Consider the following 13,147-nt stretch of genomic DNA (forward strand, 5'->3'; position numbering starts at 1 on the left):
GCTCTGAGGCATGGACAACACACGCACCAGGGGTCTGCTGGCCGGCAAGGTCGCCTTCATCAGTGGCGCGGGACGCGGCATCGGCGCGGCCGCGGCCCGGCTCTTCGCCCAGGAGGGCGCCCGGGTCCTGCTCGCGGCCCGCACCGAGGAACAGTTGAAGACGGTCACGGAGGAGGTCAGGGCGGCGGGCGGCACCGCCGAGTACACGGTGTGCGACCTGGCGGACGCGCGGAGCGTCCGCGCCGCCGTCGACCGTACGGTGGAGGTTTACGGCCGCCTCGACGTCGCCTTCAACAACGGCGCCGTCGGGCAGCCGCCCGGCCCCCTGGACGGACTGCCGGAGGCGGACTTCGACCAGGTCACCGCGGTGAACCTGAAGGGCGTCTGGCTGGCCATGGCCGCCCAGGTCGCCGCCATCAGGGCCACCGCCGGCGCCGGCGCCATCGTCAACAACTCCTCCGTCGGCAGCCTGCGCGCCAACCCCGTCCTGCCCGTCTACGGCGCCCTCAAGCGCGCCGTCAACAGCCTCACCGAGTCGGCCGCCGCCACCTACGGCCCCGAGGGCATCCGCGTCAACGCCGTCGCCCCCGGCGGCACCCTCACCGAGATGATCCGCGACTGGGATGCGGCCACCCCCGGCGTCATCGCCCGCATCGAGGCCACCAGTCCCCTCGGCCGCATGGCCGACCCCGCCGAGATCGCCGAGGCGGCCGCCTGGCTGCTGAGTGACCGTGCCTCCTTCGTGAACGGCGCGATCCTCCAGGTGGACGGGGGAGCGGGCGCATGAGGGACCGCCACCGGGGGAAGCCCCCGGTGGCGGCCGGCCGGCCTGTTCGCCGGGGCGCTACTTCCAGGTGTCACTGGTCGTGTAGCCCGAGGAGGTGCCGGTCGTGTAGGAACGGTTCGTGCCCGACTCCCAGGTCACGTTCCCGGACGAGTCCTTCTTGACGTACTTGTACGTGAAGGCCGTGCTCTTCGGGACGATCACCAGCTTGCGCCACGTCGGGTAGGTCTCCGACGAGAGCGGGATCGCGTCGCCGGTGTTCCAGGAGCCGAGGGAGGCGAGGGAGCCGACGACATAGACGTCGGTGCCGTAGTCGGTCGTGGCGTACTCGTCGAAGGTGACGTCTGTGGCGTCGGTGTTCGCCACGTTCCAGGAGTTGTCGAGGGAGACCGCCGACGTGGTGGTGGCCGCCGCCCTGTTGGCGTTCGACTCCCAGGTGACATTGCCGGAACTGTCCTTCTTTATGTATTTGTACGTGAAGGACGTGTTGATCGGCACGTTCACCGCGCCGGACCAGATCGGGTATCCGGCGGACGAGAGCCGGACCGCCTTCGAGGTGTCCCAGGCGCCCAGGGCGTCGATGGAGCCGACCACGTAGACGTCGGTGCCGCTCGTGGTGGGCGCGTACTCGTCGAAGGTCGCGGTCACCGTGGAGGTGGAGCCGCCGCTGCCGCCGCCGTCGCAGCCGACCGTGCAGGTGTAGGAGGAGTTGTAGAAGGCGATCGCGCTCTTCGCCGGGATGGTGAGGGTCGCGCTGCCGCCGGACACGGTGACCTTGGTGGCGCCGCCGTCGACGACGTTCGCGTACGTGCCGTCGGCCATGCCGGTGGTGAAGGTGTAGGTCGCCGCGGACGAGCCGTTGTTGAGGGCGAAGAAGCCCGCGCCGCTGCGTCCGAAGCCGATGACGTTCGAGGACATGGTCTGCCAGTCGGAGACCGCGGCGGTGTCGACCGCGTTGTGCCAGGCGACCATGCCGACGACCCCGGTGTCACGGTCGAGGCAGTACCAGGAACCGCCGGCGCAGTCCGTGTCCGTCACGAACCCCGACGAGTTCGGCGGGGCCTGGTCGCTCTGGGGCCACTCCCAGCTGGCGTAGACGGTCGGCGTCGACCACTTGTAGGCGAGTTCGAAGAGGTTCGCCAGCTTGTAGGTGTCGCCGTCCTTGTACGACATGTGCAGGCCGTTGCGCTCGGTGTCGTGGTTGGTCACGAAGGACACCGAGTTGGCGGCGGGCAGGATGCCGGACGAGGACAGTGACGCCAGGTCGCTGACGTTGCCCTGGAAGGCCGACTTCAGCTTGCTCGCGTAGGTGAAGTCCAGGACGTCGCCGGAGCCGTAGTAGTCGCTGGGCTGCGGGGTCGAGCCCGGGTAGACCTCGTCGAAGACGTACGGCGGCGCGCCCGACGTGGTGGTGTTCAGCTTGGCGACGATGGCCGCCAGGTCGGTCGCCGGGATGTGCTTCGCCGAGTCCACCCGGAAACCGTCGACACCCAGGGCGATCTGCTTGTTCAGGAAGGCCGCGAGCCCCGAACGGACGTTGTCCGCACCGGTCTTGAGGTCGGGCAGGCCCAGCAGTTCGCAGTTCTGGACCTGGGTGAGGTTGGAGTAGTCCTGGATGGTCAGGTTGGAGGTGGGGCAGTCGGCCGAGGTGTGGTAGTCGCTCGGGTCCCAGTCCGGGGTGTCGTACTTGTCGGTGATCGTGGTGCCGGCGTAGCCGGTGCCGGTCTGGGCGGCGGTGTGGTTGATGACCGCGTCGGTGTAGACCTTCACGCCGGCCGCGTGGCAGGCGGAGATCATCGACGCGAACTGCGTCGCCGTGCCGAAGCGGCTGTTCAGGGTGTACGAGTACGGCTGGTAGACGTCCCACCAGTAGTAGCTGGACTGCTTGAGGGACTCGGAGGGCGGGGCGACCTGCACCGCGCCGTAGCCGGCCGGGCCGAGGACGTCGGTGCACTCCTTCGCGACCGAGTTCCAGTTCCATTCCCAGAGGTTGGCGATCACGTCGCCCTTGGCGGTGGTGTCGGCCTGCGCGGCGGGGGCCGGCAGGGCGATCAGGCCCGCGAGTGCCAGGGCACCCGCGGCGACCGCGCCGGCGCTGCGCCGGAAGACACCCCGGGGGCGGGGTCCGATGGTCATGTGCGGCTCCGAAACAAGGTCCGATACGAACAGGACAGGTTTCAACAACCGGTGAGACTGAGGCAGTTGAGACATCGCGTCAATACGCCTCGTGAAAGTTCTTGCTGTGAGTTTCAAGCCTCTTGCTGTAAACCTTTCGTTAGCGATACGGTCGCGCGGGGTCGGACCCAGGACGGATCCAAGAGAGCCGCTGTCGCTAGGAGTTCATGCCGGTGATACATGTCAGACGGGTCGCGGCCGTCGCCGTCGCCGCCCTCGCCGCCGCGCTGGTGCAGCCAGTCGCCGCACACGCCGCCGCCCCACCCGCGCCGCCCTCCGACGCGAGGCTCGCCGCCGAGCCCGCCCGGCACGACGACACCCGCGAGCAGTTCTACTTCGTCATGCCGGACCGCTTCGCCAACGGGGACAAGAGCAATGACAAGGGAGGCCTGACGGGCTCCCGGCTCTCCACCGGCTACGACCCCACCGACAAGGGCTTCTACCAGGGCGGCGATCTCAAGGGCCTGACCAGGCGCCTGGACTACATCAAGGGGCTCGGCACCACCGCCATCTGGATGGCGCCGATCTTCAAGAACAAGCCCGTGCAGGGCGCCGGCAGCAACGCCTCCGCCGGGTACCACGGTTACTGGATCACCGACTTCACCCAGGTCGACCCCCACTTCGGGACCAACAAGGACCTGGCGACCCTGATCTCCAAGGCGCACGCCAAGGGGATGAAGGTCTTCTTCGACGTCATCACCAACCACACCGCCGACGTCGTCGACTACCGGGAGAAGTCCTACGACTACCTCTCCAAGGGCGCCTTCCCCTACCTGACCGAGGACGGGCGGCCCTTCGACGACGCCGACTACGCCGACGGGAAGAAGGAGTTCCCGGCCGTCTCCACCGCCTCCTTCCCGCGCACCCCGGTCGTCACCGGCCGGGAGAAGGTGCCGTCGTGGCTCAACGACCCCACGATGTACCACAACCGGGGCGACTCCACGTTCGCCGGGGAGTCCGCGACCTACGGCGACTTCTCCGGCCTGGACGACCTGTGGACCGAACGGCCCGAGGTCATGCGCGGCATGGAGAAGATCTACGAGCGGTGGGTGAAGGACTTCGCCATCGACGGCTTCCGGATCGACACCGTGAAGAACGTCGACATGGCGTTCTGGACCCAGTGGGCGACCGCGCTCGACACGTACGCGGCGGCCCACGGCCGGAAGAACTTCTTCATGTTCGGCGAGACGTACTCCGCCGACACGTCCGTCACGTCTCCGTACGTCACCCAGGGGCGCCTGGACGCCACCCTCGACTTCCCCTTCCAGGACGCGGCCCGCTCCTACGCCTCCCAGGGCGGCAGCGCACAGAAGCTGGCGGCCGTCTTCGGTGACGACTACAAGTACACGACCGACAAGGCCAACGCCTACGAGCAGGTCACCTTCCTCGGCAACCACGACATGGGCCGCATCGGGTACTTCCTGAAGCAGGACAACCCGAAGGCCACCGACGCCGAACTGCTCGCCAAGGACAGGCTCGCCAACGAGGTGATGTTCCTCAGCCGCGGCAACCCGGTCGTCTACTACGGCGACGAACAGGGCTTCACCGGCTCGGGCGGCGACAAGGACGCCCGGCAGACGATGTTCGCCTCCAAGGTCGCCGACTACCTGGACGACGACGAGATCGGCACCGACCGCACCGCCGCCAGCGACTCCTACGACACCGGCGCACCGCTCTACCAGCAGATCAGCGCTCTCGGAAAGCTCCGCAAGGACAACCCGGCCCTCGCCGACGGCGTCCAGACCGAGCGCTACGCGGCCGACGGCGCCGGTGTCTACGCGTTCACCCGGACGGACGCGAAGACCGGCCAGGAGTACGTCGTCGCCTTCAACAACGCCGGCACGGCGAAGACGGCGACCTTCCCCACCGGCTCCGCCGGCATGCGCTACCGCGCGCTCTACGGCACCGACGGCACCCTCACCTCCGGCCAGGACCACGGCGTCACCGTCACCGTCCCCGCCGAGTCCGCCGTCGTGTACAAGGCCGCAGGCCCCCTCGCCAAGCCCGCCACCGCCCCCGCCCTGACCCTCACCGCCCCGGCCGCCGGCGCCACCGGCACCGTCGACCTCACCGCGGCCGTCACCGGCGGACAGCTCGACCGGGTCGTCTTCGCCGCCCAGGTCGGCAGCGGGAAGTGGACGGTCCTCGGCTCCGCCGACCACGCCCCCTACAAGGTCACCCAGACCCTCGCCGCGGACGTCCCGGCCGGCACCCCGCTGCGCTACAAGGCGGTCGTCGTCGACTCGGCCGGGCACACGGGCAGCGCGCTCGCCGAGAGCACCTCCGGCACCCCGCCCGCCGCCGAGACCCCCACCGCCTCCTCCCGCGACTACGCGATCGTCCACTACCGGCGCACCGACGGCGACTACGCCGACTGGGGCCTGTACGCCTGGGGCGACCTCGCCGACGGCGAGGCCACCACCTGGCCCGCGGGCCACCCCTTCACCGGCCGCGACGCCTACGGCGCCTTCGCCTGGGTCAAGCTGAAGCCCGGCGCCTCGAACGTCGGCTTCCTCGTCGTCGACAAGGACGGGAACAAGGACGTCTCCGCCGACCGCTCCATCGACGTCACCAAGACGGGCGAGGTCTGGATCGAGCAGGGGAAGCCCGACGTCCTCACCCAGAAGCCGACCGCCGACTACCCCACGCAGGACACCACCAAGGCCGTCATCCAGTACCACCGGGCCGACGGGAACTACGACGGCTGGGGCCTGCACGTCTGGACCGGCGCGGCGAACCCCACCGACTGGTCGAACCCGCTGAAGCCGGTGAAGACTGACGCCTATGGCGCGGTCTTCGAGGTACCGCTCACCAACGGTGCCACCAGTCTCAGCTACATCATCCACAACGGCGACGCGAAGGACCTGCCCGCCGACCAGTCCCTCGACCTCAGGTCCGACGGCTACGAGGTGTGGCTGTTGAACGGCCAGGACAAGCACCTGCTCCCGCAGCCCGCCGGCAGCGCGGCCGCGCTCGACCTGACCACGTCCAAGGCGGTCTGGATCGACCGGGACACGGTCGCCTGGGACGGCGTCGACGGTGCCGCCTCGACCCAGCTCCTGTACTCCCACGACGGTTCGATCGCCGTCAAGGACGGGACGCTCACCAGCGACGACGAGCGCTGGCTGCGGCTGACGAGGACCACGCTCACCGACGCCCAGAAGGCGAGGTTCCCGTACCTGAAGGACTACCCGGCCTGGTCGGTCGACCCGCGCGACCGCGCCCGGGTGCGCGAGTCGCTCAGCGGGCAGCTCGTCGCCTCCCAGCGGGCCGCGAACGGTGCCGTGCTGGCGGCGACCGGTGTGCAGATCGCCGGTGTCCTGGACGACGTGTACGCGTCGGCGGCCAGGGCGGCCCTCGGCCCGGTCTTCCGCCACGGGAAGCCGACCCTCTCGGTCTGGGCGCCGACCGCGCAGGGCGTCGCCCTCGAACTCGACGGCTCGCTCAGGACGATGCACCGCGACCCCGCCACCGGCGTCTGGTCCGTCACCGGTCCCGCGTCCTGGAAGAACAAGCCCTACCGGTACGTCGTGAAGGTCTGGGCGCCCAGCGTCCGGAAGATCGTGACCAACAAGGTCACCGACCCCTACTCGGTGGCCCTCACCGCGAACTCCGGGCGCAGCCTCGTCGTCGACCTGGACGACCGCTCCCTCGCACCGGGCGGCTGGTCGACGTACCCCAAGCCGAAGGCCGTACCCCTGAAGGACGCGCAGATCCAGGAGCTGCACGTGCGGGACTTCTCGGTGGCGGACGCCACGGTCCCGGCCGCGCACCGGGGCACCTACCTGGCCTTCACCGACCAGGGCAGTGACGGCACCGAGCACCTCAAGGCCCTCGCGCGGTCCGGCACGTCCTACGTCCACCTGCTCCCGGTCTTCGACTTCGCCACCGTCCCCGAGAAGAAGGCCGACCAGGCCACCCCCGGCTGCGACCTCGCCTCCTACCCGGCCGACTCCGACCAGCAGCAGGCGTGCGTGGCGAAGACCGCCGCCACCGACGCCTACAACTGGGGGTACGACCCGTACCACTTCACCGTCCCCGAGGGGTCGTACGCCACCGACCCGGACGGCACCGCGCGCACCGTGCAGTTCCGCCGGATGGTGAAGTCCCTCAACCAGGACGGGCTGCGGGTCGTCATGGACGTCGTCTACAACCACACGGCGGCCGCCGGCCAGGCGGACACCTCCGTCCTCGACCGGATCGTGCCCGGCTACTACCAGCGGCTGCTCGCCGACGGCAGCGTCGCCACCAGCACCTGCTGCGCCAACACCGCGCCCGAGAACGCCATGATGGGCAAGCTGGTGGTGGACTCGGTCGTCACCTGGGCCAAGGAGTACAAGGTCGACGGCTTCCGCTTCGATCTGATGGGCCACCACCCGAAGGCCAACATCCTGGCGGTCAGGAAGGCGCTCGACGCGCTGACCCCGAAGAAGGACGGCGTCGACGGCAAGAAGATCATCCTCTACGGGGAGGGCTGGAACTTCGGCGAGGTCGCCGACGACGCCCGGTTCGTGCAGGCCACCCAGAAGAACATGGCCGGCACCGGCGTCGCCACCTTCTCCGACCGCGCCCGCGACGCCGTCCGCGGCGGCAGCCCCTTCGACGGCGACCCCGGCGTCCAGGGCTTCGCCTCCGGGCTGTACACCGACCCCAACTCCTCGACGGCGAACGGCACCGAGGCCGAGCAGAAGGCACGGCTGCTGCACTACCAGGACCTGATCAAGGTCGGTCTGACCGGCAACCTCGCGCGGTACCGGTTCACCGACGACGACGGCAAGCAGGTCACCGGCGCCGAGGTCGACTACAACGGCTCGCCCGCCGGCTACGCGGACGCGCCGGGCGACGCCCTCGCCTATGTCGACGCCCACGACAACGAGTCGCTGTTCGACGCGCTCACCTACAAGCTGCCGAAGGACACCTCCGCGGCCGACCGGGCCCGGATGCAGGTGCTGGCGATGGCCACCGCCACCCTCTCGCAGGGCCCCTCGCTCTCCCAGGCGGGCACGGACCTGCTGCGCTCCAAGTCCCTGGACCGCAACTCCTTCGACAGTGGCGACTGGTTCAACGCCATCCACTGGAACTGCGCCGACGGCAACGGCTTCGGGCGCGGGCTGCCGCCGGCCGCCGACAACGCGTCCAAGTGGCCTTACGCGAAGCCCCTGCTGAGTTCGGTGCGGGTCGGCTGCGGGCAGATCCGCGGGACCTCGGCCGCGTACCGCGATCTGCTGAGGATCCGTACGACCGAGAGCGTGTTCTCCCTGGACACCGCCGGCCAGGTGCAGTCGAAGCTCTCCTTCCCGCTGTCGGGCAAGGACGAGACCCCCGGGGTGATCACCATGGCACTCGGTGACCTGGTCGTCGTGTTCAACGCGACGCCGGGGCAGCAGGAGCAACGGGTGGCGGCACTGGCCGGTACCGGTTACCGGCTGCACCCGGTGCAGGCGTCCGGCGCGGATTCCGTCGTCAAGCACGCTTCCTACGCGCGGAAGACGGGTACCTTCTCCGTTCCGGGACGGACGGTGGCGGTGTTCTCCCGGACCACGTGAGAGTGGCGTTACGTTGGTGGGGCAGGCCCGTCACCGGGCACTGCCCCACCGGTGTATTCCAGGGGCTGGGGACATGGACGTCGACGGCAGGCTGACAGAGACGACCGTGCTGGTCGTGGACGACGCGTCCGCGAGCCGGTACGCCATCGGCACCGTGCTGCGCCGGGCCGGTCACGAGGTCGTCGCGGTCGCGAGCGGCCAGGAGGCGCTCGGCGAACTCGACGTACGGCTGCGCAAGGGCACCCTGCCCGACGTGGTCCTCGTGGACGGCCACCTGCCGGACATGAGCGGCGCCGAACTGTGCCGGCGGCTCAAGGAACGGCCGCACATGGCCGCCCTGCCCGTCGTGCACTTCTCCGCCGTCGCCGTCGCCCCGGAGGACCGCTGCCCGGGCCTGGACACGGGCACCGAGACGTACCTGACGGTGCCCGCCGAACCGGTGGCCATCGACGCCGCGGTCCGGACCGCGGCGCGCGCCGCCCGGCTGCGCGCCGACGACCAGGCGCTGGTACGACGGCTCCGGCAGCTCTCGGAGTCGATCGTCACCATCCAGTCGGCCCGCTCGCTCCAGGAGCTGGCCGACGCCGCCGCGGACGGCGCGGCCCGGCTCCTCGGCTGCCCCGCCGCCGTCTTCTTCCTCGACCAGAACGAGAAGCTGTACCGCGGCCTGTACCGGGAGCGCACCTCACTCGCGCTGCCGGACGAGAGCGCCCACCGGGAGGTGGCCGAGCTGCTGAAGCGGCTCACCCGGGGCCAGTCCGGGGTCCGGATCACCACCGTGCCGGCGCCGCAGTGGCCCGCCGGGTTCTTCCGGCCCGGGGTGCAGCACGACGCCCGGCTGACGCTGCTGCTCACCCAGGACGGCAAGGTGCCGGTCTGCCTGGCCACGCCCACCCGCGGGCAGCGCCGGATCAGCCCCGAGAACGAGGCGCTGCTCGCCCAGCTGGCCCAGGCCACCGCGCTGGTCGCCGAGCCGCTGCTCATGTACCAGGTGGAGCGGCACGTCGCGCTCACCCTCCAGCACAGCTTCCTGCCCCGCCCGCACCGGCTGCCCGAACTGCCCGGCGTCGACATAGCGGTGCGGTACGAGCCCGCGTCCCGGGAGACGGAGATCGGCGGTGACTTCTACGCGGCCCTGCGGGTCGGCGACCAGGTGCTCACCGCGGTCGGGGACGTGGTGGGGCACTCCCTGGAAGCGGCCACCGTCATGGTCGAACTCCGGCACGCGCTGCGCGCCTACTGCCTCGCGGAGAGCGACCCGGCCGCACTCGCCGAACGGCTCGACCGGCTGCTCCAGCACTACCACGCCGACGTCACGGCCACCGTCTGCCTGGCCCTGATCGACCCGGGGACCGGGCGCACCCGCGTGGCCAACGCCGGGCACATCCCGCCGCTGATACTCGGCGACGACGGCAGTGCCGAGTACGTCAAGGCGGCCGGTCCGCTGCTGGGGGTGGGCCTGCCGCACCCGCCGCCGACCGAACTGGTGCTCGACCCTGCCGACCGGCTCCTCATGGTCACCGACGGGCTGATCGAGACCCGTGGCGTCGACATCGCGGTCTCGATGGAGCAGCTCAGGGCCGCCGCCGTCGGCGCGCTGCCCGGCCTGGACGCCCTGTGCGACACCCTCCTCACCAGCTTCGGCCGCGACCGCGAGGACGACGTCGCCCTGCTCGCGCTGCGCCTCGCCGGCTGAGGGCTTTTCCTTTTGCCTCGATCAAGGGCAAGAGGAAATAGTGCGCTGGTAACTCGTGCTCAATTTACTCGCGCTCCATTCGGCGCGCGCCTCTATTGCGCCGGATTGCGCCGGACAAGGCCGTCATAACACCGTGCGCTCGCTGAATCGAGTGAGTTCCGGCGATTGCGTATTGTGCATTTCTTCTTACTGAAGGCACATTTCCCTCAGCGGTTCTCACCGTCGGGAGGGACACGCATGACGAGCCACGCAACCGAAGTCGACCTCGAAAGTCTGCTCAGCCGGGCGATACAGGCCACAGGGACGGGCGCACACTGGACGACCGACACGGACGAGATGTGGTGCCGCCTCACCCACCAGACCGGTATGCACCGCCGGCAGGGCTGGAAACTCCACGTCTCCGCGACGGCCGCCTCCGCCCCGGACGTTCTCGTCAAATCCCTGGCCGTGCTGCTGCACGAAGAGGCGACATTCAAGTTCGTCCGGTCGCTGAAGCAGGTGAGCGCACTCAACTCCCGGGCCACCCCGCGCGGAAACTCGGGAAAGTTCATCACCGTGTACCCGCCCTCCGACGGCGCCGCCGCCCGAATAGCGCTCGAACTGCACAGGGCCACGGCCGGACTGGCCGGCCCCCGGATCCTGTCCGACCAGCCCTACGCCCCGAACAGCCTGGTGCACTACCGCTACGGCGCCTTCGTCGGCCGGCGGCGGCTCTCGGACCAGGGCCTGCTGGTGTGGTTCATCGAGGACCCGGACGGCAATCCCGTGGAGGACAAGCGCACCGGACAGTACTCGCCACCCCCGTGGGCGGTCAGCCCGTTCCCCGCCTCCGTACCGCTGCCGCCACAGCAGCGGAAGACGGGCAGGCGACCGGTGCTGCTCGGCGGCCGGTTCTCGGTACGGGAAGCGATCCGGCACACCAACAAGGGCGGGGTCTACCGGGGCACCGACGTCACCACCGGCGCACCCGTGGTGATCAAGGAGGCCCGGCCGCACGTCGAGGGCGACGCGTCCGGCTCCGACGTCCGCGACTGGCTGCGCGCCGAGGCCAGGACGCTGGAGAAGCTCAAGGGCACCGGGCTGGCACCGGAGCCGCTCGCGATGTTCGAGACGGGCGGGCACCTCTTCCTCGCCCAGGAGGAAGTGCCGGGCGTGCCGCTGCGCACCTGGGTCGCCGAGCGCTTCCGTGACGTCGGCGGCGCACGCTACCGGGCGGACGCGCTCGCCCAGGCCGGGCGGCTGGTGGAGCTGGTCGCCGCGGCCCATGCCCACGGCTGCGTGCTCAGGGACTTCACCCCGGGCAACGTCATGGTCCGCCCCGACGGGGAGCTGCGCCTCATCGACCTGGAGCTGGCCGTCCTGAAGGACGACGCCCCGCTCCCCACCACCGTGGGGACGCCCGGTTTCAGCGCCCCCGAGCGCCTGGTGGGCGCTCCCGTCTCCCCGACGGCCGACTACTACAGCCTCGGCACGACCGTCTGCTTCGTGCTCGCCGGGAAGGTACCGAACCTGCTGCCGGAGGAACCGGACACCAGGCCCGCCGAGCAGCGGTTCGCCGAGTGGCTGACGGCCTGTGACGAAACGCTTCACCTGCCGGCCGGCGTGCCCGAGACGATCCTCGGGCTGACCCGGGACGACCCCGGCAAGCGCTGGGCCCCCTCCAGGGCACGCACGACCCTCGCCCACCCGACCCCGCCACACCCCGCGACCGCACCGGCGCACCCCGCGGCCGGAGCGGATTCCGCGGTACAGATCGCGATCAGCGGGATGGTGGACCACCTCGTCGACAGCATGACCCCGGACGACGAGCGGCGGCTGTGGCCGGTGTCCACCCTGGCCGGTGAGACCGATCCCTGCACCGTGCAGCAAGGCGCGGCAGGCGTACTGGCGGTCCTGACCCGGTACTTCGAGCTCACCGGCGACCCCCGCCTGCCCGACCTGATCTCCACCGCGGGCAACTGGATCATCGCCCGTACCGGCACCCGCTCCATCCGTCCCGGCCTGCACTTCGGCGGCCGTGGCATCGCCTGGGCGCTGTACGACGCCGGACGTGCCGTCGACGACCGCGCGCTCACCGACCACGCGCTCGCCCTGGCCCTGGCCCCGCTGGAGCCGACCCCCAGCCACGACATCACCCACGGCTGCGCGGGCAGTGGACTGGCCGCCGCCCACCTCTGGCACCGCACCGGCGACCCACGCCTGGCCGCCCTGGTCGTCGACGCGGCCGACAGGCTGGCCGCCGCCGCACAGCCCGAACCGTCCGGCGTCAGCTGGCCCGTCCCCGCGGAAGCCGTCTCCGAGGAAGCCGGCAAACGCTACCTGGGCTTCGCCCACGGGACGGCGGGCATCGGCTGCTTCCTGCTCACCGCCGCGGCCGTCTCCGAGCGGCCGGAACACCTGGAACTCGCCCTGGCCGCGGGAGAGCACCTGGTCGCCAACGCCGTGCTGGTCGGCCGGGCGGCCCAGTGGCCGGCCCAGGCCACGGACCCGCCCACGGCCCCGTACTGGTGCCACGGATCTGCGGGCATCGGCTCCTTCCTGGTCCGCCTCTGGCAGCGGACCGGGGACAAACGATTCGGCGATCTCGCCCGCGGCGCCGCGGACGCCGTCGTGGAACGCGCCTCGCGCGCCGCCCTCGCCCAGTGCCACGGACTGGCGGGCAACGGCGACTTCCTCCTCGACCTGGCCGACGCCACCGGGGACCCCGAACACCGGGCGGCGGCCGCGTACCTGGCCCGCCTCATCGTCTCCGAACGCGCCCACCGCGGCCGCCACGTCGTCTTCCCCAACGAGTACGGGGACGTCTCGACGAGCTGGAGCGACGGCTCCGCGGGAATCCTGGCGTTCCTCCTGAGGACCCGCCACCCGGACTCCCGGCCCACAGACTCCCGGCACTGGTACGTCCAGCAGCCGGGATGAGCGACAGGGACCCACCTGCCGCAACCG

The 13,147-nt window shown here is 70.6% G+C and carries 5 protein-coding genes; 4 read left to right on the top strand and 1 reads right to left on the bottom strand.

From position 1 onward, the window contains the following. Nucleotides 1-10: 10 nt before the first annotated feature. Complete coding sequence (locus ACZ3KP_RS30955) at nucleotides 11-787, top strand: SDR family NAD(P)-dependent oxidoreductase (protein ID WP_467503418.1); 777 nt, start codon at nucleotides 11-13, stop codon at nucleotides 785-787. Nucleotides 788-844: 57 nt separating this feature from the next. Here ACZ3KP_RS30955 and ACZ3KP_RS30960 read toward each other — a convergent pair whose 3' ends face one another. Next, entirely contained in the window at nucleotides 845-2,920 is a 2,076-nt protein-coding gene (locus ACZ3KP_RS30960; protein ID WP_467503420.1) for a carbohydrate-binding module family 20 domain-containing protein, read from the bottom strand. A gap of 212 nt (nucleotides 2,921-3,132) precedes the next feature. On the opposite strand from ACZ3KP_RS30960, the gene pulA reads away from it, so the two are divergent. From pulA to lanL, 3 genes are all read left to right on the top strand, one after another. After that, a complete protein-coding gene (pulA, locus tag ACZ3KP_RS30965) occupies nucleotides 3,133-8,505 on the top strand; it encodes a pullulanase-type alpha-1,6-glucosidase (RefSeq protein ID WP_467503422.1) in 5,373 nt (1,790 codons plus the stop codon). Between the two features lie 73 nt (nucleotides 8,506-8,578). Continuing rightward, nucleotides 8,579-10,201: a SpoIIE family protein phosphatase gene (locus tag ACZ3KP_RS30970; RefSeq protein WP_467503424.1), complete on the top strand. Its 1,623-nt coding sequence runs from the start codon at nucleotides 8,579-8,581 to the stop codon at nucleotides 10,199-10,201. A 237-nt stretch (nucleotides 10,202-10,438) separates the two neighbouring features. Beyond that, the gene (lanL, locus tag ACZ3KP_RS30975) at nucleotides 10,439-13,120 is read left to right on the top strand and encodes a class IV lanthionine synthetase LanL (RefSeq protein WP_467503426.1); all 2,682 of its coding nucleotides are present in this window, start codon (nucleotides 10,439-10,441) and stop codon (nucleotides 13,118-13,120) included. Nucleotides 13,121-13,147 lie beyond the last annotated feature (27 nt).

It is taken from the genome of Streptomyces sp. NPDC020958, assembly GCF_055562175.1.